Consider the following 21,304-nt stretch of genomic DNA (forward strand, 5'->3'; position numbering starts at 1 on the left):
ATGACGATTCCGAAACACGAGCCGCGCGAGGTCTTCGATCGGGCGATCGAGCATACGCGGGCGCTTTCCCCGGCCACTTTCGATCAGTGGTTCGGGGGAGTTCAGTTCGATGATCTGACCGACGGCGTCCTGACGCTGCGTGTCCAGAACGAGTTCGTCCTCGAGTGGGTCAGGGACAATTTCCTGCCAGCGCTCACGGACAAGATCCGAGAGCTCACCGGCTGGTCGGTCCAGGTCGCGTGGACGGTGGATCAGAACCTCGTCGCGCCCATTGCGCAGCGCGTGGAGCTCACCCCGGTGCGTCCACGGGCGCTCGTCGTGCGTCCGTCGAGCGCGGCGCCGGTGCCGGCGCCCCGCCCCGAGCCGACGCTCCGGCGCGTCCCGTCGATGCCTGACGACCTCAACCCGAAGCACACCTTCGCGAGCTTCGTCGTGGGCCCCTCGAACCAGCTGGCGCACGCGGCCGCGATCGCGGCCGCGGGCGGCGGGGGACGCCGTTACAACCCGCTCTTCATCTGCGGCGGCACGGGGCTCGGCAAGACCCACCTCATGCACGCGATCGCGCACCGCGTCTTCGAGGGCAGGCCGGACGCGCGGATCATCTACGTCTCGGCCGAGAAGTTCACGAACGACTTCATCACGGCCATCCAGCACCACCGGATGGACGAGTTCCGCACGCGGTACAGGTCGAGCTGCGACGTGCTGCTGGTCGACGACATCCAGTTCCTGGCCGGGCGCGAGCAGACGCAGGAGGAGTTCTTCCACACCTTCAACGCGCTCCACACGCTCGACCGGCAGATCGTGGTGACGAGCGACAAGTACCCCCAGAACCTCGAGCGCATGGAAGAGCGGCTCGTCTCTCGGTTCTCCTGGGGGCTCGTCGCCGACATCCAGGTGCCGGAGCTCGAGACGCGCGTCGCGATCGTGCGGAACAAGGCGGCGCTCGAGGGCATCGCGCTCACGGACGACGTGGCGCTCTACCTCGCGCAGATGGTCCGCTCCAACGTCCGCGAGCTCGAGGGGACGCTGATCCGGCTGGCGGCCAAGAGCTCGCTCACGGGCCGCCCCGTCGACCTCCCGTTCGCGCGCGCCGAGATCACGGCCACGTCGCCGCCGCGCGCGCAGATGATGAGCGTCGAGGACATCCAGCGCGCGGTGTGCCACCACTTCCACCTGCGCTCGATCGACCTCACCTCGAAGGACCGCCACAAGAGCGTGGCCTTCGCGCGCCACGTCGCGATGTACCTCTGCAAGCAGCGGCTGAAGTGCAGCTTCCCGGAGATCGGGCGGGCCTTCGGCAACCGCGATCACACGACGGTGATGAGCGCCGTCCGCAAGATCGAGGCGCAGCGCGACTCGGATCCGCAGGTCCGCGCCCACCTCGAGGCGCTCGAGAAGAAGCTCGCCGACGAGTGAGTCGCGCGCGCGTGACGCGGAAGACGCGCGCGCGGGGTCAGAGCTCGGACAGCGCGGAGCGCGCGTCGTCCGCGACGAGCTTGTTGCCGTACGCGGACGCGAGATCGAGCACCTCGGCGAGCTCGCGCCGCGCCTCCTTGACCAGGCCCCGCTGCTTCAAGAGCGCGCCGAGCAGGTACCGGCTCTCGAGGGCGTCGGTGCGGTAGGAGCGCGCGTCGGCGTAGCGCGCGAGCTCGCGCAGGAGCTCGCCGGCGCCGACCGCGCCGCTCAGCCCGTCCAGGTAGGCGAGGTGCGCGCGGTTGATGGAGGCGAGGCGCTCGTGGCCGCTCTCCTCGGCGAGCTCCTTCGACTCGGTGAGCGACGCGTAGGCGCGCGGCAGATCGCCGAGCCGCCGGCTCGCGTCGCCGAGGTTGTGCAGCGCGGCGGCGGTCTCGAAGCGCAGGCCCGCGGACCGGGCGAGGTCGACGGCGCGGGCGGAGCTCTTCACCGCCGCGTCGAAGTCGCGCAGGAACACGTGCACGAGGACGCGCTGCTTCTCGCGCTCGCTCGCCGCCGCGAGGTCGCCCGGATCGCCGAGCGCCTCTGCCCGATCGAGGGCGCGGAGCGCCGCCTCGATGTCGCCCGTCGCCGCGCGCGTCTGGGAGATCGCGAGCAAGAGCCTCGGATCGTCGATCGCGCCCGTCGCCTCGAGCTGCTCGACGGCGCGCTCCGCGCGCGCGAAGTCGCCGCTCCGGACGCCGATCTCCGTCTCGCACGCGAGCGCCTTGCGGCGGAGGTCCCCCCGATCGCCGGCGAGGGCGTAGGCCTCCTCGAGCCTCGCGTACGCGTCGGCGAAGAGATCCACCGCGCCGAGGGCGCGCGCCAGGTCGACGCGGGCCGAGAGCTTCTGCTCCGGCGTGCCGGCCTCGTCGATGCGCCGCAGCGCGCGTGCGGCGACGTCGGCGAGATCGGGCGCGGAGCGCACGCGCACGACGACGTCGGCGAGCGCGCCGAGCCACGCGGCGAGCTCCGCCGGCGAGCGGTGGGCGTGGTCGCCGAGATCGAGCGCCTGGAAGATGAGCCGGAGCGCCGGATCGAGCTGGCTCGCGCGGATCTTGTGCAGCGCCGCGCGCGCGTAGAACGTGGCGGCGCGGTCGCGATCGCCGGCCTGGTAGAAGTGCTGCCCGATGCGCTCGGCGTGCTCGGCGCCGTCCTCGCCGACGACGGCGACGTACGCCGCCGCGGCCGCGGCGTGCAGCTCCCGGCGGAGCTCCGGCGGGATCGCGTCGAGGACGATCTCCCCGTGCATGGGCGACGCGAAGCTCGCCTGCGCGGGGCCCTTGAGCCGCAAGAGGTCGCGGGTCGCGAGCCCGGAGATCACGCGGTTCACGGCCGGGAGCTTCTGCTGGAGGAGCGCCGCGAGGACCTCGGTCGGCACCGGATCGCCGAGGATGGCCGCCGCCTGGAGCACGGCGCGGTCGCTCGGATCGAGCCGCCGCACCCGGGTCGCGATGAGCGTGCGCAGCGAGCGCGGCACCGCCGACGCGCCGTCGAGCCGCGCCTTCACGACGCCGCTGACGACGCTGAGCGCGCCGGAGTCGAGGAGCTCCCTGATGAGCTCCTCGAGGAAGAGCGGGTGGCCGCCGGCGCGCTCGCGGCAGAAGGCGACGACGTCGGGCGGCAGGAAGCTCGCGCCGATGCGCGCCGACATGAGGCGCGCGCTGTCGCTGTCCGAGAGCTCCCCGACCTTGAGCCGGTAGAAGTGGGGGTGCGCCTCGAGCAGCGGCGGCGGGTCGCTGCGCGTCGCCAGCATCAGCACGGCGCGGAGCCCGCCGGCGCGGCCCGCGGTGGCGAGCAGCGTCTCGGCGGTGAGCTGGTCCATCGCCTGCGCGTCGTCCCACGCGAAGCAGTGGAGGCGATCCTCGCAGAGGCTCTGCACCATGCGCGGGAACGCCGTGCGCAGGATCGCGGTCGTCCCCTGCGGCGCGCGCCTCTCGGCGAGCGCCGCGCCGAGCTGACCGAGCACGGCCGCGGACTCGTCGTCGCGCAGGCCGAGCGCCCGCAGCCGCGGCAGCACCGCGCGGATGCGCTCCTCGTCGTCGCCCTCCTGGATGCCGCAGAGCACCTGGAGCATCGCGGTGAGGCCGCTCCACGGGACGTCGGCGCCGTTGTGCGGGCACGAGGCGACGTAGACGCCGACGTTGTAGTCGCCCTTCGAGAGCCGCCGCTCCATCTCGGCGAGCAGCCGCGTCTTGCCGATGCCGCGCTCGCCCTGGATGACGACGATCTGCGCGCGCTTCCTCGTGGCGTCGGCCAGGATGTCGCCGAGCTGCTTGAGCTCTTCGCGGCGGCCGATGAAGCGTCCGTACGCGCCGTCCGGGGGCTGCGCGGACGTGACGACGCGCCCCCCCTCGGGCGCTGTCCGGCCCGCGCCGGGCAGCTCCTCGGTCGCGAACGCGTTGCGGAGGACGCGCCCGGTGAGGTTCGACACGGCGACCTGGGACTCGGTCGCGCGGGCGAGCGCCTGGGCGGAGGCGATGAGCGAGGTGAGCCGCTCGTCGCGGATCGGGGCGCCGGCGCTGTCGACGAGGATGCGGGCGAGGTGGATGCCGGCGGAGACCGCGGCGCCCCCGCCGCGCGAGCGCAGGATCACGAGGGCGGCGCGCGCCGCGGCCTCCGTGTCGCGGCCGTCGGCGTCGCCGAGCCCGAAGACGGCGACCAGCTGCGACGCCTCCTGCTCGAGCAGCAGCGCGCCGTAGCGCGCCAGCACGTCGCGGGCCCGCGCCATGCGCCTCGCCGCGTCGTCCTCGGATCCCGTGAAGATGAGCACGAGCGCCGTGACCTCGCGCCGCTCGCCGAGCCCGCGCGCGGCCGGGCCGCTGTCGGCCTTCTCGAGCAGCTGGAGGAGCCCCGACGCCGAGCGGCTGCGCGTGCTCGTCGTGTGCGGCACCTCGACGGGCGTGCGCTCGTTGGCCCCGTTCGGCTCCTCTTCGAGCACGGCGCTCGCCTGGATCTCGGCGCTCTTCTCCTCGTGGAACGGCTCCAGGAAATCGGCGAGGTCGTTCGCCCCGAACCGCTCGGCCGTCGCGTAGAAGAAGCCGAGGAGCGCCTCGTGCAGCCGCCCGGCGTCGGGGAACCGATCCTCCGGGTTCTTCGCGAGCATCGTGCTCACGACGTCGACGAGCGACCGGGGCACGTCGGGGCGCACGAGCGCGAGCGGCGGATACTCGCTCGCCTGCAGCCGCCGCATGATCTCGAACGCCGTCGGCGCCGCGAACGGGTTCGACCCGGCGAGCATCTCGTAGAGCACCGTGCCGAGCGAGAAGAGATCGCTCCTGCCGTCGATCGCGCCGGCGCGCGACTGCTCGGGGCTCATGTAGGCGAGCTTCCCGCGGATCCTCCCTGCGCGGTTCTCGCCGACCTCCTCGTCGGTCATCGATTGCGTCGCCTTCGCGATGCCGAAGTCGGTGACCTTCACCTCGCCCTCCCAGGAGAGCAGGATGTTCTGCGGAGAGATGTCGCGGTGGACGATGCCGAGGGGGCGCGACTGCTCGTCGCGCCGCCGGTGCGCGTGATCGAGCGCCTTCGCGATCTCGGCCGTCATGAAGACGGCCATGGCGAGGGGGATCGGCTTCTTCGCCCTCCGGCAGCGGGCGAGGAGCGTCGCCAGGTCGAGCCCGGGGACGTACTCCATCGCGATGAAGTAGCTGGTCGGATCGCCGTTCGGATGGTCGATGCGGCCGAGGTCGAACACCTGCACGATGTTCGCGTGCGAGAGGCGCACGGCGAGCTTGGCCTCGTGCACGAACATGTCCACGAAGCGCCCCTGCTCGGCCAGCTTGGGGAGGATGCGCTTGATGACGAGGACCTTCTCGAACCCCTCGACGCCGAAGCTCTTGGCCTTGAAGACCTCGGCCATGCCGCCCTCGCCCAGGCGCTCGAGCAAGCGATACCGCCCGAAGGTCTCGCTCAGCATCGCCCCGCCTGCGCCCCACGCAGCGTCGCGCCTTTGGCGCGCGCGGCGCTCCGGGAGGGACGGCCCGCGATCGGCGCGCGCGCCGGCGCCGCCGCGCCGGTCGCGTCGCCTAGCCGCGCGTCATGTCTCGACGGCCTTGTTTGCGCCGGCGTCATCGTCCCCTCCATACATCGACTCCGCGATCCGGAACGCCGCCCCCTCCAGACGCGCGTACGCGTCCCGGAGCGCGTCGAGGTCGCCGCCGGCCTCGAGCAGCTTCCGCAGCGCCGCGCACTCGGCGTGGACCTCGCCGAGGAGCTCGGCGTCGAGCAGATCGCCGTAGCCTTCGAGGGCCTGCTCGGTCGTGTAGACGAGGGTCTCGGCCTGGTTGCGGAGCTCGGCGAGATCGCGCCGGAGCGCGTCGGTCTCCTTGAACCGCTCGCCCTCCGAGACGAGCCGCTCGACCTCGTCCGGCGTGAGGCCGCTCGTGGGGGTCACCCGGATCTCCTGCACCCGCCCCGTCCCGAGATCCCGCGCCTCGACGCGGACGATCCCGTTCTCGTCGATGCGGAAGGTGACCTGGATCTTCGGCAGCCCGCGCGGGGCGGGAGGGATGCCTGTGAGCTCGAAGCGGGCGAGGCTCCGGCAGTCCGCGGCCATCTCGCGCTCGCCCTGGAGCACGTGCACGGGGACGAAGCTCTGGTTGTCGACGCTCGTCGTGAAGATCTCGCTCCGCTCGGTGGGGATGGTCGTGTTGCGCGGGATGAGCTTGAAGCTCACGCCGCCGCCGGTCTCGACGCCGAGCGACAGCGGCGTCACGTCGAGGAGCAGCACCTCGTCCACCTGTCCGGAAAGCGCGGCGCCCTGCAGCGCGGCCCCGACCGCGACGACCTCGTCGGGGTTCACGCCCTTGTTCGGCTCCCGGCCGAAGAACTCGCGCACCGCCGCCTGCACCGCGGGCATCCGGGTCATGCCGCCGACGAGCACCACCGTGTTGACCGCGGAGACGGGGAGCTTGGCGTCCCCGAGCGTCGCGCGGCAGACGTCGATGGTCCGCCGGATGAGGCCCTCGCAGAGCATCTCGAGCTCGTTGCGCCGCATCGTCCGCTCGAGGTGGAGCGGCCCGCCGCCTGGGCCGACGGCGATGAAGGGGATGTTGATCTCGGTCTCGAGCGACGACGAGAGCTCGTGCTTCGCCTTCTCGGCCGCCTCCTTGAGCCGCTGCAGCGCCATCCGGTCCCGGCGCAGATCGATGCGGCTCTTCCCCTCGAACTCGTCGGCGAGCAGGTCGATGATCCGCTGGTCGAAGTCCTCGCCGCCGAGGTGCGTGTCGCCGCCGGTCGCCTTGACGCTGAAGACCCCGCTCGCGATCTCGAGGATCGAGATATCGAACGTGCCTCCGCCGAGATCGTAGACCGCGATCGTCTCGGCCTTCACCTTGTCGAGGCCGTAGGCGAGCGCCGCGGCGGTCGGCTCGTTGATGATCCGGCGCACGTCCAGCCCGGCGATCCGCCCTGCGTCCTTCGTCGCCTGCCGCTGCGCGTCGTCGAAGTAGGCGGGGACGGTGACCACCGCCTCCGTCACGGGCTCGCCGAGGAACCGCTCGGCGACCTGCTTCATCTGGCCGAGGATCACGGCGGAGATCTCGGGCGGCGAGTAGTTGCGCCCCTTGACCTCGACCCACGCGTCGCTGTTCGGCGCCTCGACGATCTTGTAGGGGGCGAGGCTGATCTGCTTGCTGACCTCGGGCGCGGTGAACTTGCGGCCCATCAGCCGCTTCACCGCGTAGATGGTGTTCTGCGGGTTCGTGACCGCCTGGCGGCGCGCGACCTGTCCGACCAGGCGCTCACCGCTCGCGGGGAAGCCGACCACGGACGGCGTGGTGCGCGCGCCCTCGGCGTTCGGGATCACCCGAACATCGTTGGCCGAGGCGACGCCTGCCCCTTCGACGACAGCCACGCACGAGTTCGTCGTCCCGAGATCGATGCCGATCACCTTCCCCATATGCGGCGAAAGATACTACAGGCCTGGATGCTCTCCGGGTGGGGAGACGACCTGGGCGCCCGCGATATTTGGGGAGATCGTGCGGCGAGGTAGCGGGGCACGGCAGATCCCGGACAGGATCACCGCCAGGATGCGCACCGTGCCGGGGGTGTGCGCCGAGGGAGCCGGCGCGACGCCGCGCGGAGGCTCAGTTCGCCGCGGGCGCCGGCTCGACGGGCGAGCCCTTCGAGACGACGACCATGGCCGCGCGGATCAGGTAATCGCCCAGCATGTATCCCGGCTGGACCTCCGCGATCACGACGCCGGCGGGGTGCTCGGTCGAGTCGAGCTGCTGGATGGCCTCGTGCACGCTGGGATCGAAGGGCTTGCCGACCGCGGCGATGCGCTTGATGCCCATGCGCTCCAGCGTGTCGACGAACTGCTTCGTCACGATCCGGACGCCCTCGGCGACCGACTTCACGTCCGGCGCGCTCTCGGCGTGGGTGGCGGCGCGCTCGAGGTTGTCGAAGACCGGGAGCAGATCCTTCAGGATCGACTCGCGGCCGCGGCGCTGCGCCTCTTCGACCTCGCGCCGGGAGCGCTTACGGAAGTTGTCGAAATCCGCGGCGGTGCGCAGCAGCTGCTCGCGCATCCGCGCGGCCTCGGCCTGCACCTCGCCTAGCTTGTCTTCGGGGGTGGAGGCCTGCTGCTCCGCGGCCTCTGCGCGCTCCGCGTGCGCCTCTGCCGTCTCCCCCGTGTTCTGGTTCGACCCATTCTGTTCCGAATCGCTCATAGGACGGCGGCACTATAACCAGCCGCGATCCGCTGGCAATCGCCAGGCCCATGGTCGGCCCGGAGGCGAGCGCCGCCGTCCGAGCGCGCCGGCGCTCGCCGCCGCGCCGGCCCAGGACGCCCGCGGGTGGGGGGGGCCGGCGCGCGGGCGCTCCGGCCGGGGGGCCGCGCGGGCGCTCCGGCCGCGCTCCGGCCGCGCTCCGGCGGGTCAGATTGCCCGGGTCTCCACGATCCGCTGCGGGCGCTGCATCGAGCGTTTGCTCCGACCCCCCGCCCGGCGTTAGATCGCCCCCCATGAGCATCGCCACAAGCCCCGCCGCCGAACCTCCTCCGGCGAACGCCTCGACGCCGGCCAGCGCGCCGCTCCTCGCGGCGCAGAAGCACCTGCTCGGCAACTACCGCCAGCCGCCGTTCGTCCTCGACCGCGGCAGGGGTTGCGAGCTCTTCGACACGGAGGGGCGCCGGTACCTTGACATGTGCGCGGGGGTGGCAGTGGCTTCGCTCGGGCACGCTCACCCGCGGCTCGTGGCGACCATCTCCGAGCAGGCGGGTCGCCTGATGCACGTCTCCAACTATTTCTTCAACGCCGAGAACCTCCGCCTCGCCGAGGAGCTCTGCGCGAAGACCGGCTTCGACCGCGCCTTCTTCTGCAACTCGGGCGCGGAGGCGAACGAGGCGATGCTCAAGCTCGCGCGCCGCCATTTCTTCAACCGGGGCGAGGAGGGACGCTACCGGATCATCGCGTTCGACAACGCGTTTCACGGCCGGACCCTCGGCGCGGTCGCGCTGACCGGGACGCCGAAGTACCGCGAGGGCTTCGGCCCTTCGCTCGACGGCGTCACGCACGTGCCGTACGGAGACGCGGCGGCGGTGCGCGCGGCCATGGGCCCGGACGTCGCGGGGATCCTCGTGGAGCCGGTGCAAGGGGAGGGCGGCGTGCTGCCGGCCCCGGCCGGCTTCCTCGCCGAGCTGCGGCGCATCGCCGACGAGCACGGCGCGCTGCTGCTCATCGACGAGGTGCAGACAGGCATCGGGCGCACGGGGCACTGGCTCGGCGCGATGTACGACGGCGTCCAGGGCGACGCCGCGGCGCTCGCGAAGGGGCTCGGCGGCGGGTTCCCGGTCGGCGCGCTGGTGCTGCGGGAGCGGCTCAACGGCGCGCTGCCCCCGGGCTCGCACGGCTCGACCTACGGGGGCAACGCGCTCGCCTCCGCCACGGCGCGCACGGTGCTCGCGGTCATCGAGGAAGAGAAGCTGTGCGAGGCCGCCGTGAAGCGCGGCGAGCAGCTCGGCCGCGGCCTCGCCGCGATCGCCGCGCGGCTGCCGGGCGTGTGCCTCGGCGAGCGCGGGCGCGGGTTGCTCCGCGGGCTCATCCTCGCGCCGACCGTCGACGCGCGGGCCGCCCTCGGCCGCGCGCGCGATCGGGGCGTGCTGCTCACGATCGCGGGCAGCAGCGTGCTCCGGTTCACGCCGCCCCTGATCGTGAGCGAGGCGCAGATCGACGAGGCGCTGGCCGAGGTCGAGGCCGCGCTCGCCGAGACGCCGGCTGCAGGTTGAGGTGGTCGCCTCGCGCGCCGCGGGTCCCGCCGTCGCACCCGTCCCGTGCTCGGGCTGCAGCAAGCTGATCGATCCCCTGCGCGCGGGTCAGGTGGCGATCTTCGATCAGCGCTTCCATTACTTCTGCAACGCGCGGTGCCGCCACGCCTTCCTCGGTGAAGCGCCGCCTGCGCCGGGGGACGGCCGGCCTACGGGCCTCGCGGCGCCGGGCGCGCCCTTCGCCGGCGCTCCTCCCCGGGGGCTCCCGTCGGGCGCGCCGCCCGGCGCCGGCGGGCACCACGCCTCCACCCCGCGCACCCCGCGCGCGGAGCCCGCGCGGGCGAGCGCCGACGAGGGCGCGGCGCGCGTCGCCGATCTCGACGCGCCGATCGTGAACGCGTTCCCCCCCGTGTCGCTCGACGAGAAGCTCCCCGATCTGCCCGTCCTCGACGACGATCGCGCGCTGCTCGAGCCCATCGGGAACACCATCCTGAGCGAGGAGCCGCAGCGCTACGACGCGGTCGAGGCGCGGGACATCGGCGCGCTCCTGCTCGTGCTCGCGATCATCGCGGGGACGCTGGCCGTCGCGCTCACCCTCGCCGGGGACGCGAAGCTCGTCATCGGCGCGCGCATCGTGCTCGCCACGGTGAGCGCCGGGATGCTCCTTGGCCGCGCCGCCACGACCGCGCGCGACGCCACGGATCCGCACCCTGCGCCGATGCTCGCCCCCGTCCTTGGCGGGCTCGTCGCCGCCGTCTGGGCCCTCTTCGGTCAGGACCGCGCCCTCGCGGCCGAGGCCGCGTCGCTCGCCGGCGTGATCGCCACCGCCAGCGCGATCAGCGCGTGGCTCATCGAGAGCGCCCGACATCGCGTGTTCGCGGAGCGGGCGTGGATCGGATCCGTGCTCTCGACCCCCGCGCGCCGGCCGCCTGGCGCGTGGGCGCAGGGCTCGGCGCCCGCCGACCGCGCCCCTCAGCGCGGCGGCGACGGCGGTCCTGTCGAGGGCGCCGGGGATGAGCTCTACGAGCTGCGACCGGGCGAGAGCGTCCAGGTCGACGCGGGGGAGATCGTCCCCGTCGACCTCATCGTCACGGGCGGCGACGTCGAGGTGCTCCCCTGGATCGGCGCGACCACGCCGACCCGCCGCCGCGACGGCGACCCGGTCGTCGCCGGGGCCACCGTGGTCCGGGGTCGCCTCGTCGGCGCGTGCACCTTCTCCGGCGGCGATCGCGCGGTCGCGCGCGTCCTGCTCGACGCCCGCCGGCGCGCGGACGCCCTCGCGCCCATCGCCCAGGCCTCCCGCGCCCTGACCGAGCGCTGGGCGATCGGCGCCGCGGCGATCGGCGCGCTCTCCGCCTTCGTCGCCGGGCGCGCTCCGGTCGAGATCGCGATGACCGCGGCGGCCGTGCTCGCCGCGCTGTCCACGGCGATCACGGCGTCCATCGCCTCGGTGCACGTCGCGCGGGGCATCTTGCTCGGGCTCCGCCGGGGCATCGTCTACAAGAGCGCCGACGCCTGGGATCGCGCAGGGAAGACCTCGGTCGCCGTGTTCTGCGCCCGCGGCACGCTGCTGCTCGGCGAGCCCGAGCTCGCGGAGCTGGAGGCGACCGGCCAGAAGCTCAAGCCGAGCGACGTGCTCGCGCTCGCGGCCGGGGCGGAGCGCACCGAGGAGCACCCCGTCGCGACGGCGATCGTCCGCGCCGCGCGCGCCCGCGGCTTGCGGCCCGACGGCGTGCGCAACCCCAACTTCCACCCCGGCCTCGGCGTGACGGCCGTCACCTCGTCCGGCGAGGACCTCTGCGTCGGCAACCGCGCGCTCATGCTCGAGCAGCGGATCTCGATCGCCGCGGCCGAGAGCCGCGTCGCCGAGCTCGAGGCGCTGGGGCGCACGGTGGTCCTCGTCGCTGTCGGCGCTCGCCTCGTCGGCATCATCGGTCTGCAGGACGGGCTGCGCCCCGGGGCGCGGGCCGCCATCCAGCACCTGCTCGACGCGCAGATCGAGCCCGTGCTGATGTCGGGCGACGCGCGCGAGACGTGCGAGGCGATCGGCCGCTCGCTCGACATCGATCACATCCGCCCCGAGGTCCTCCCCGCGGATCGCGGCACGGAGGTGCGTCGCCTGATCGACGCGGGCACGAGCGTCGCCGTCCTCGGCCACGCGGGCGTCGACGACGCCGCGCTCGGCGCCGCGGACGTCTCCGTGGCGCTCGGCGCCGCCGGCTCGGCGCCCGCCGATTTCTCCACGGTCCTCGCGTCGGACGACGTCCGCGACGCCGCGCTCTCCCTCGCGCTCGCGCACCGCACGCGCCTCGAGGCGCGCGTCGGGCTCGCGCTCAGCGTCGCCCCGGCGCTCGTCGGCGCCGCGGTCATCGCCGCGTTCGTGCTCCCGCCGGCCTACGCGCCCATCGCCTCGCTGCTCGGCGGCGTCATGGCCGTCGTCCACGCCCGCGCGCTCGACGCGAAGAGCTGAGCGCCGGGCGCGGTCGCCGGCGCGGGGCTCCTCGCCGCGCCGGGGCGGGCTACGAGACGTCGGGCGTGGTGTCCTTGGCGTCGCGGCAGTCCGCGCAGACGCCGTACATCTCGTGCTTGTGCCAGGTCACGTCGAAGCCGTACTTCGCGGCGATCTCTTCCTGGAGCGCCTCGATCCGCGGCTCCTCGAACTCGATGATCTTCCCGCAGTTGACGCAGATCAGGTGGTCGTGGTGCGCGCTGGCGTCGTCCGCCAGCTCGTAGCGACTAAGGCCGTCCCCGAACCGTCGCTCGGAGGCCACGCCGCACTCCGCGAGCAGCTTGAGCGTGCGGTACACCGTCGCGTACCCGATGCCTCGGTCGTGCGCGCGCACCTCCGCGAGCAGGTCCTCGATGGTCATGTGCGGGGCGCCGGAGAAGAACGTGTCGACGATCAGCCGGCGCTGCGCCGTCGATCTCAGCCCCTTCTTCGCCATGTACGCCTGGAGGCGAGCGCGGAGCCGGTCGAGGGCAATTTCGTCCACGTGGCTGGCGCTGCTCCCCTCTCTCTCCATGACGGCCATGGCAAGTTTATCCCGTTCGCGGCGAACCGCGTCAAGGCCGGTGACCGCGCCCACGTGGCGCGGCCTCGCCGATGCTGCCCGCGCCCCGCTCGTCGGCGCTACTCGCCGACCTGCGCCATGTAGCTGATCTGAGCCGCCGAACCTCCGAGGGGGCTGAGCAGCGTGATGGGAGGCGCGACCAGGCCGGCCGCCGCCGTGTTGTCGATGACGACGTAGTAGAGGCCCGGGCGCAGCGCGTAGCGGCGGGTCTCGATGATCCCGGGCTGGAGAGGGCCGCCTGCCTGCACCGGGCCTGGCGGGGGGCCGAGCGGCTTGCCGGTCTGGTACGCCTCGCGCCACGCGTCGCCGGTGGGCTTGTCGACGATCATGAGGTCCACGGGCGCGCCCTGCGCGCTGACCTTGAGGTAGAGCGCCTGGTCCGAGTCGGCGACCTCGAACGGCCCGAGGTAGTCGCGCTGGTTCGCGTACACCTCGACGGTCTCGTTCGCGAACGTGTACCGCTCCTCGTCCTCCGCCTCGAACGGGTGGTGCGGTCGCTGGGGCGGCATGAGGATCCCCAGCGTGAAGTCCTTCCCGGTCTCCTCGTTGTAGAGGACGGTGAACCCTCGGGTCAGCTCGCCAGCGACGATCTGGTTGCCGAGCAGGTTGGCGAGCCCTCCGAACGGCGGGACGTTGGCCATCACGTCGATGACCGGGTTCTCGACGTAGCCCAGCTGGAAGCTGGGGCCTTGCACGATCCGGTTCAGCCGTCCCCACACGTAGACGTTATCGTCCGCGAGCTGGAAGTCGGGTCGGTACTCGACGGACGTCGTGAGCGAGAAGCCCACCCGCTTGGCCGGCTGCATGTAGCCGTAGCCGGTGCCGGCGATGTGGACGGTGATCGTCTGGGCCGCGTCGTTGACGTCGTACGAGCACTGCATCGGGAAGAACCGCCCCATGGACGCCGATCTGTCCTGCAGGCGCAGCGAGACCCCGCTCTTCAGCATCTCGGGGCAGATCTTGCTGGCGCCGAAGTTCGAGAACAGGAACCAGCGGAGGGCGGGGCTCGCGTTCACGGGACCGCTGACGCAGGGGCAGCCGACGAACGTGAACGACAGCGCGACGGCGGCGAGCGCCAGCGCGGCGGACGCGCGGGAGAGCGGGGGTCTTCGTGCGGGCACGCGGGCTAACATAGCGGGTCGACCTCGAAGGGAGAGCGGGTTTGCGCGCGGGAGGACGGAGGACGGCCCCTCCCGGATCAGCGCACGAGATGCCATTGGACGCCGGGGGTCACCTCGAGATGCAGGTGATTTTTGTGCGCCCGGTCGTAGTTGGGCGTGAGGATCGACGTGAAGATGTGCTGGTCCACGGCCTCGCACACGATGGATCGCAGCTCTCGCGCCGCCGCGTCCGCTGGAGGGCCGCTGCCCGCCCCCTTGCCGGCCCCGCGGGGCCGCCCGGTCGGGCGGGCGCTCTCGCCGCAGACCGGCGCGCCGCGCCTGCCGACGAAGTCGCGCTCCACCTCGAGCCAGTCCTCCGCGAACCCGCCGCCGACGCGCTCCTTGACGAACCTGTAGGGGTCGATCGCGAGCCCGCCGGGGTGCCTCGTGGCGAGCCTGCCCTCGGGCCACATCCTGGCCGGAGGCCGCCAGGCCGAGAACATCAGCACCTCGTCGATGTCGTGCGCGCGGAGGATCCGGCTGAAGTCCGAGAGCGCCAGCGCGAGGCGGCAGTCGAAGACGTCGTGCGGGTTTCCCGCGCGTTGATGGGCCGGCAGCGCCGTCCGGTAGAGGACCCCGCCGACCCCATGCATCAGCCGCACCGGAGCGAGCACGCCCGGCGCGCGCTGCACCGGCTGGAACGCGATCTTCCGCTGCGTGAGCGCCGCACGGCATTGCTCCGCGCTCATCGCCGCGTAGCGCGCCGACGGGTGCTTCGCCCAGTCCTGATGGTACCTGACCTTCGGCTTGCCCTGCGCGCTCGGCGCGACGGCGAGGGGGCCGAGCGCGAGGGCGAGCGCGCAGGCAGCGGCGGCATGGCGTGCGGGCGGCATCGTTGCGGTACATCCCTCGTGCGAAGCAAGGCAGGCCGACCCTCTCGGGGGGGGGGGCAAGTGACCACGACCACGACCACGACCACGTGGCCGAGTGGCGGCCGGCCGCGCCGCCATCCGGTGGAGCGGGGCCCTCGTGCGCGGGGTGGCCAGTGGCTACTGCCCGATCCTACCGCGACATTTGACCGGGCCGCGCGATCCCCTCAAAATGGGTCGCATGCGCGTCCGTGGGTCAAGCGCCCGCACGCGCAGCTTGACGTACGGGAGCGAAGGTCCGGCCCGCATGGCTTCCCGGTCCGGGCGGTCCCTGGTCCAGGTAGCCACCGCGGCGCGCTTGTGCGCTGCATGCAACTGACATGGGTGATCTTTCCAACCGAGCTCGAAAGATCCTTTTCGCCGCGGTCACCGAGTTCATCGCAACGGGCGACCCAGTTGGCAGCAGGACGCTCGCCCGGAAGTACGGGCTGGATCTCTCGGCTGCCTCGATCCGCAACGTGCTCGCCGACCTCGAGGAGGCGGGGTACCTCCACCAGCCGCACACCTCTGCCGGGCGGATCCCGACCGATCGCGCGCTCCGGCTGTTCATCGACGCGCTCGTCGAGCTCCGGTCGCTGTCCCCCGAGCAGCAGGCCGAGCTGAGCGCGAGGTTCACCGAGATCTACGCGGGGGCGAACGATCCGCTCCGCGAGACCGGGCGCTACCTCTCGGAGCTGTCCGGCGCCGCGGCGGTCGTCGCGGCGCCGCGGGCGGAGCTCCGCGCCCTCGCCCAGCTGCGCTTCATCCCGACCAAGCCCGGGCAGCTGCTCGCGGTGCTCGTCTTCGCCGACGGCTCGGTCGCGAACCGCTTCATCTCGGCCGACGAGGCGATCAACGAGGGCGAGCTCACCCGGATCCACAACCTGCTCACCGACGTCATCGAGGGGCGCACCCTGGGCGAGATCCGGGACCTGTTCGCCCGCCGCCTCGCGGACGAGCGCCTCCAGATCGACGCGCTGAGGCGCCGCGCCTTCGAGCTCGGCAGCAAGGCGACGGCCGACGTGACCCGGCGGAGCGAGGTCGTCATCGAGGGGCAGAACCGCCTGATCGATCTGCCTGAGTACGCCGACGTCGACCGGCTCAAGAAGCTGATGAAGGCGCTCGAGGAGCGCGAGGAGCTCGTCGATCTGCTCGACCGGACGCTCGCCGCCGGCGCGGGTGAGGTCACCGTGTTCGTCGGCAGCGAGGCGGGCGACCTTGGCGGAGGCCAGCTCAGCCTCGTCGCTGCGCCGTACATGGAGAACGGCCGCGTCGCCGGGACCGTGGGCGTGCTCGGCCCGACGCGGATGGACTACGCGAAGGTCATGCCGCTGGTCGACGCCACGGCCGCGGCGATGACCGAGGTCCGCGGCAAGGTCAAGTAGCGCCCCTCCGCTGCGGCGCGCGGAGCCGCTCGAGCACGTCGTCGAAGTCCGGGGGCGGCGGCGCCTGGAAGCGCATCGGCCGATCGTCGGCCGGGTGGTTGAAGCCGAGCTCGGCCGCGTGGAGCATCAACCGCGCGGCCGGGATCTTCGTCCCGCGGTAGTCCCGCACGTAGACCGTCTCGCCGACGAGCGGGTGCCCGGCCTCCGCGAGGTGGATGCGGATCTGGTGCGTGCGTCCCGTCTCGAGCCGGCACGCGACGAGCGTCACGCCCCCGGCGCCGGCTCCCTCCTGCGGCCCTCGGAGCACCTCGATCGGCTCCACGTGCGTCACCGCGAGCTGCCCCTCGCGCCGCCCGTCGCGCGCCGAGCCGCGCAGCCCGTCGCCCCGATCCTCGACGAGGTAGCTGCGGTAGGTGCCGCGCGGGACGGCGCCGTGCGCGAGCGCCAGGTACTGCCGGTGCATCGCGCGGACGCGGAGCTGCTGCGCGAGGTGCTTCTTCGCGGCGAGCGTCCGCGCGAAGACCAGCAGCCCGCTCGTCCCCTTGTCGAGGCGCTGCACCACGCCGAGCGGCGCGCGCCCGCGCAGGCGGTCGCGCCTGGCCAGCACCTCGCGCACCAGCGCGTCGAGGGTCGCGGCCTGCTCCGCGGGATCCTCGTCGCCGAACGGGATGGTGCTCACCCCGGCGGGCTTGTTCACCACGACGACGCTCGCGTCCGCGTAGACCACGAGCTCGCCCTCGAGCTTGCGCCGCCGCACGGTCTCGGGCCTCGGCGCGTGCAGGCGGACCTCGATCAGCTCCCCGCCGAGCACCCGCCGACGGGCGCTCGTCGCCACCGCGCTCCCGACAAGCACCTTGCCGGTCTCGATCAACCGGCGCGCGTCGGACCACGAGACCTCGGCCAGCGCACGGACGGCCCCGTCCAGCGGACGCCGATCCAGCTCGGCGGGCACCGTCCAGCGGCCATCCTGCGGAGGTCTTACCTGGGCGGCCGGGTGGACCCCGGTCGTTTTGGCGGTTTTGTCTTCGTGGCTCGGCGGAGTGGCGGGTCGGAGCGGACGCATGTAGAGCTCAGCGGGGCGCCTCGGCTCCGCCCACCAGCGTGGGACCGGGCTCTACCGGCGCGGAAAAACGCGCCTCCGCGGGGCCCGCGGGGGCGAAATACACCGCGAATGTTGACACATCGCGCGACGGGGGCCGAAGATATCCAGAGCCGTCGCCGCTTTCTCGCCATCTGAGAGGAGACCCGTTCGTGGCCAGCACCCTTCTCGCCGTAGACGACAGCGTGACCATGCGCAAAGTGCTCGAAATCACCTTTGCGGGTCAGGATTTCCGCGTCGTGACGGCGAGCAGCGCCGACGCTGCGCTGCAGAAGCTCAAGAGCGATAAACCCGACCTGGTGATCGCCGACGTCACGCTCGAGCCGAAGAACGGCTACGAGCTGTGCAAGGCGATCAAGCAGGCCTCACCGGCGACGCCCGTCCTGATCCTGTCGTCCAAGCAGAACCCGTTCGACCCCGCGAAGGGATCGGGCGCGCAAGCGGACGATCACATGGACAAGCCGTTCGACACCCAGCAGATGATCGACAAGGTCAAGAAGCTGCTGGCGTCGCGCGGCGAAGCGAAGCCCGCCGCCGCGGCGGCCCCTGCTGCCGCGGCGCCTGCGCCCGCGCGCTCTCCTGCGGCGCAGCCCGCCGCAGCCGCCGCTCAGCCCGCGGCCGCCGCGCAGCAGGCGGCAGCGAGCCCGCTCCAGCGCGCGAAGACCCTCATCTACACGCCCAACGCGCCGGCCACGAGCGCTGTGCCGGCCCAGGCCTCCGTCAAGACGGCGCCGGGCGGCTCGGCGAACGTGCCGGTCACGACGACGATGGCCTTCTCGCCGACGCCGGTGTCCGGCGTGCCGAAGACCGCGACGGGGCCTGCCGCCGTCGCTGCGACCGCCTCCGCGCAGGTCAACGGCCAGATGGCGAGCAAGCTCGAGGGCCTCGGCCTCACCTCCGAGCAGGTGGAGGCCGTGATGGCGCTGTCCCGCGACGTCGTGGAGCGCGTCGTGTGGGAGGTCGTGCCGGTGCTCGCCGAGACGATCATCAAGGAAGAGATCGCGCGCCTGACGAAGTAGGCGCCCACCGCGGCCGCTGCCTGGCCGTGGCTGCTTTGTCCGGCGACCTGGAGTTGCTACGCCAGGGCCGCGCCTCGTTCCGCGGTTGGCGCAGCCCATGAACGACACACACGACAAACGCAGCGGTGCGCCCGCGGACACCCGCGACGGGACGGCCGCGGGCGATCTGGAGAGCCCGAGCGCTCCTGAGCCCTGCGCGCCTTCCGCTGGCGACGGGTCGGCAGAGAGCCACGGCAGGGTCGGGATGGCCGGTGTCGCGGCCGACGCCGAGGAGGCTCGCCTCGTGCCGCAGGGCAACCCGCTCCGCTGGCGTGGCGCTGCCGTGTCCGCCGCGGGCGCCCTCCTCACGTTCGTCGTGATGGCGCTCGCGCCTCAGCTGCGCTGGGGTGTCCCGATCGGCGCGCTCGGCGTCGCCATCGCGGCGGCCGGTCTGCTCGATCTGCTCGGCACGTTCGACGATCCCCCCGAGCGCGTCGCCACGCGCGTCGGGATCCACGACCTCCTCGGCCCGCTCGCGTTGCTTGGTGGTGGGCTCGTCGCGCTCTTCGTCCTGATCACGCTGAGCGTCGCGGGCTTCTTCTCGCCGAGCCCCCCCTCGTCGGACGGCGCGCCGACGCTGCTCTCGCTGGCGGTGCCCGCCATCGCCGTCCCCGCCGCGTTTCTCACGGCGGTCATCGGCGCGTTCCGGTTCGGCGAGCGCCTCGGCCCCTGCCGCGTCGACGAGGCGGGAGCTCCGCGCCCCCTCGGCCGGCGGCACGGCTTCTGGCTCGTCGCCGTCGTGACGCTGCTCTACCTGCCCATGCTCGGGAGCCACTCGCTCACCGATCCCTGGGAGACGCACTACGGCGAGGTCGCGCGCGAGATCCTGGCCAGGAACGACTGGATCTCGCTCTGGTGGGCGCAGGACGGCTGGTTCTGGTCGAAGCCGGTGCTCGACTTCTGGATGCAGGCGCTCGCGATGGCCGCGTTCGGCGTCCGCTACCGCTCGGGCGAGATGCTCTCGGCGGCCGCCGAGGGGCGCACCCCGTGGCCCGAGTGGGCCGTCAGGCTCCCCGTCTTCGCGCTGACGCTCATCGCCGTTTATCTCCTCTACAAGGCCGTCTCGCGGATCTTCAGCCGCCGCGCGGGGCTGCTCGCGGGGCTCGTCCTCGCCACGATGCCGCAGTGGTTCCTGGTCTCCCACCAGACCATGACCGACATGCCGTTCGTCGCGACGATGGCCGCGGCGATGGCGCTCCTCCTGCTCGGCATCCACACCGACGACGCGGAGGAGGCGCGCGTCTACGAGGTGGATCTCGGCCCGCTCAAGGTGGGCCTCTCCGCCTATCACCTCGTGCTGGGGGCGATCCTCGCCTGCGCGCTGCCGCAGATCCTCTACCTGCTCTCGCGTCACGTCGAGATCGGCCTTTCGCCCTTCGGCCTCCACTTCCGCGGCGACGTCTTCAGCTCGGGCTCACCGGGCAACTGCGGTCTGCCCGGCAACGAGGCCTGCCGGTCGGTGTTGCCCGTGCTCCCCGGCCTTCAGCCTGCGCTCCAGGCGCTCGTCTGGATGCAGACGCTCGCGATCGTCCTGTACGCCAGCTGGGGCGAGCGGCGCGTCCAGCGGCTCCTCTTCCTCGCGGCGTGGTTCTTCGCTGCCCTGTCCACGATGGCCAAGGGGCCGGCCGGCTTCGGGCTCCCGGTGCTCTGCGCGCTCGGCTACGTCGTCGTCTCCCGCCGGTACCGCGACGTGCTCAAGATGGAGATCCCCGTCGGGCTGCTCGTGCTCGCGTGCGTCGCGTTGCCCTGGTTCGTCGCGATGTACGCGCGGCACGGCCAGCCGTTCACCGACAGGCTCCTGTTCCACGACATGTTCAAGCGCGCCTTCACCCACGTCCACGACACGAACGAGGGCGACGACGTGAGCTTCCGCTATTACGTGTGGCAGCTCGGCTACGCGATGTTCCCGTGGACCGGGCTCGTGCCCGCGTCGCTCGTGTGGTGGCTCAGGCGGCGCGACGGGGCGGCGCCGGGGGAGCGCGGCTCGGCCGACGTCCGCCAGGGCGACGCCTCGGTGTTCCTGGCGATGTGGTTCCTCTTCGGCTTCGCGCTGTTCTCGCTGATGCTGACGAAGTTCCATCACTACATCCTGCCGGCCGTCCCGCCGGCGGCGATGCTCACGGGGATCCTGCTCGACGACATGCTGCGCCTCGACGGCCGCGCGGGAGGGCTCGCGCGCCGCTCGATCGGCGCCTCCTCGCCGGTGCAGTCGGCGCGCTCCGCCGCGGTGGTCAGCTACGAGCGCGCGATGCTCGGCGCCGTCGCGCTCGGCGCTGCGCTCCTCGTGTTCCTCGTCGGGCGCGATCTCGCGATGGTGCGCGAGGGACAGCCGAGCCAGGCCAGGCTGCTGCACCTGTTCACGTACAATTACAAGCGCCCCTGGCCGCAGTCGCTCGACTTCTCCGCGGCCCTGTGGGCCTTCACCGCCGCCGCGGCTGCCCTGTGCTTGCTGCTGATGGTCGCGCGCTGGCGCCGCCACGTCGTCTACGCGCTCCTCTCGCTCGCCGTCGTGTTCACGGCGTGGGGCATCGACGTGTACTTCGTGCGGACGTCGCCTCACTGGGGGCAACGCGAGACGTTGCTCGCCTACGTGCGCGCGAATCAGCAGATCCCGGGGCCGCTCGTCGCTTACCAGCTGAACTGGAAGGGCGAGAACTTCTATGCCGGCAACCGGCTGGCGGCCTTCGTGTCGAGCGGCAAGAAGTTCCAGGATTACATCAATGAGCAGAAGAAGAAGGGGGTGAAGACCTTCTACTTCGTCACCGAGCACGGACGCACGGGCTCCTTGTCGAACGAGCTCGGCAGCCCTCGCATCTTCGAGAAGCTCACTTCCCTCGAGCTCAACAACAAGTTCCTCGTGGTGCGAGCGACGTTCGAGTGAGCGGAGCGGCGCCGGAGGGCGCTCATCTCACAAGCGCTGTCCGGCTGTGACGCTGTACGCCTGCTCCGGCTTTGGGAAAGCCGCTGTCGATGTTCGACGGTCATGCTGAATCAGGAGTGTCCTTGCATCTCTGTCGCCGTG

General features: G+C 72.4%; 13 protein-coding genes. 6 read left to right on the plus strand and 7 right to left on the minus strand.

The genetic code is table 11. From position 1 onward, the window contains the following. Window positions 1–1,416, plus strand: coding sequence for a chromosomal replication initiator protein DnaA (gene dnaA / locus WME95_RS00005; RefSeq protein WP_437906372.1), 1,416 nt, complete (start codon window positions 1–3; stop codon window positions 1,414–1,416). Between the two features lie 37 nt (window positions 1,417–1,453). Here dnaA and WME95_RS00010 read toward each other — a convergent pair whose 3' ends face one another. The 3 genes from WME95_RS00010 to grpE form a co-directional block, all read right to left on the minus strand. After that, a complete protein-coding gene (locus tag WME95_RS00010) occupies window positions 1,454–5,371 on the minus strand; it encodes a serine/threonine-protein kinase (RefSeq protein ID WP_437906373.1) in 3,918 nt (1,305 codons plus the stop codon). A gap of 120 nt (window positions 5,372–5,491) precedes the next feature. Beyond that, the gene (gene dnaK, locus WME95_RS00015; protein ID WP_012232637.1) at window positions 5,492–7,354 is read right to left on the minus strand and encodes a molecular chaperone DnaK; all 1,863 of its coding nucleotides are present in this window, start codon (window positions 7,352–7,354) and stop codon (window positions 5,492–5,494) included. Window positions 7,355–7,541: 187 nt separating this feature from the next. Beyond that, entirely contained in the window at window positions 7,542–8,126 is a 585-nt protein-coding gene (gene grpE, locus WME95_RS00020; protein WP_437548398.1) for a nucleotide exchange factor GrpE, read from the minus strand. 293 nt (window positions 8,127–8,419) lie between these two features. Here grpE and WME95_RS00025 point away from each other — a divergent pair, with 293 nt between their 5' ends. Both WME95_RS00025 and WME95_RS00030 read left to right on the plus strand, forming a co-directional pair. After that, entirely contained in the window at window positions 8,420–9,682 is a 1,263-nt protein-coding gene (locus WME95_RS00025) for an aspartate aminotransferase family protein (protein WP_437906374.1), read from the plus strand. Window position 9,683: 1 nt separating this feature from the next. Next, the gene (locus WME95_RS00030) at window positions 9,684–12,131 is read left to right on the plus strand and encodes an HAD family hydrolase (RefSeq protein ID WP_437906375.1); all 2,448 of its coding nucleotides are present in this window, start codon (window positions 9,684–9,686) and stop codon (window positions 12,129–12,131) included. Window positions 12,132–12,180: 49 nt separating this feature from the next. Here the strand turns inward: WME95_RS00030 and WME95_RS00035 are convergent, their stop codons facing one another. From WME95_RS00035 to WME95_RS00045, 3 genes are all read right to left on the minus strand, one after another. Next, window positions 12,181–12,693, minus strand: coding sequence for a Fur family transcriptional regulator (locus WME95_RS00035; RefSeq protein WP_437714926.1), 513 nt, complete (start codon window positions 12,691–12,693; stop codon window positions 12,181–12,183). A 98-nt stretch (window positions 12,694–12,791) separates the two neighbouring features. Next, window positions 12,792–13,853, minus strand: a complete 1,062-nt coding sequence (locus WME95_RS00040) for a hypothetical protein (RefSeq protein WP_437714927.1) — start codon at window positions 13,851–13,853, stop codon at window positions 12,792–12,794. A 77-nt stretch (window positions 13,854–13,930) separates the two neighbouring features. Continuing rightward, the gene (locus tag WME95_RS00045; RefSeq protein ID WP_437548408.1) at window positions 13,931–14,725 is read right to left on the minus strand and encodes a hypothetical protein; all 795 of its coding nucleotides are present in this window, start codon (window positions 14,723–14,725) and stop codon (window positions 13,931–13,933) included. 356 nt (window positions 14,726–15,081) lie between these two features. On the opposite strand from WME95_RS00045, the gene hrcA reads away from it, so the two are divergent. Continuing rightward, complete coding sequence (hrcA, locus tag WME95_RS00050) at window positions 15,082–16,125, plus strand: heat-inducible transcriptional repressor HrcA (RefSeq protein ID WP_437548409.1); 1,044 nt, start codon at window positions 15,082–15,084, stop codon at window positions 16,123–16,125. Here the strand turns inward: hrcA and WME95_RS00055 are convergent. Further along, window positions 16,118–17,077, minus strand: coding sequence for an RluA family pseudouridine synthase (locus tag WME95_RS00055; protein ID WP_437906376.1), 960 nt, complete (start codon window positions 17,075–17,077; stop codon window positions 16,118–16,120). The two genes, hrcA and WME95_RS00055, sit on opposite strands and share 8 nt — an antisense overlap. A gap of 299 nt (window positions 17,078–17,376) precedes the next feature. Here WME95_RS00055 and WME95_RS00060 point away from each other — a divergent pair, with 299 nt between their 5' ends. Both WME95_RS00060 and WME95_RS00065 read left to right on the plus strand, forming a co-directional pair. Next, complete coding sequence (locus tag WME95_RS00060; RefSeq protein ID WP_437906377.1) at window positions 17,377–18,243, plus strand: response regulator transcription factor; 867 nt, start codon at window positions 17,377–17,379, stop codon at window positions 18,241–18,243. 97 nt (window positions 18,244–18,340) lie between these two features. After that, the gene (locus WME95_RS00065; RefSeq protein WP_437906378.1) at window positions 18,341–21,163 is read left to right on the plus strand and encodes an ArnT family glycosyltransferase; all 2,823 of its coding nucleotides are present in this window, start codon (window positions 18,341–18,343) and stop codon (window positions 21,161–21,163) included. Window positions 21,164–21,304: the final 141 nt, after the last annotated feature.

It is taken from the genome of Sorangium sp. So ce327 (assembly GCF_051530205.1).
In the GTDB taxonomy this organism is placed as follows: domain Bacteria; phylum Myxococcota_A; class Polyangia; order Polyangiales; family Polyangiaceae; genus Sorangium; species Sorangium cellulosum_B.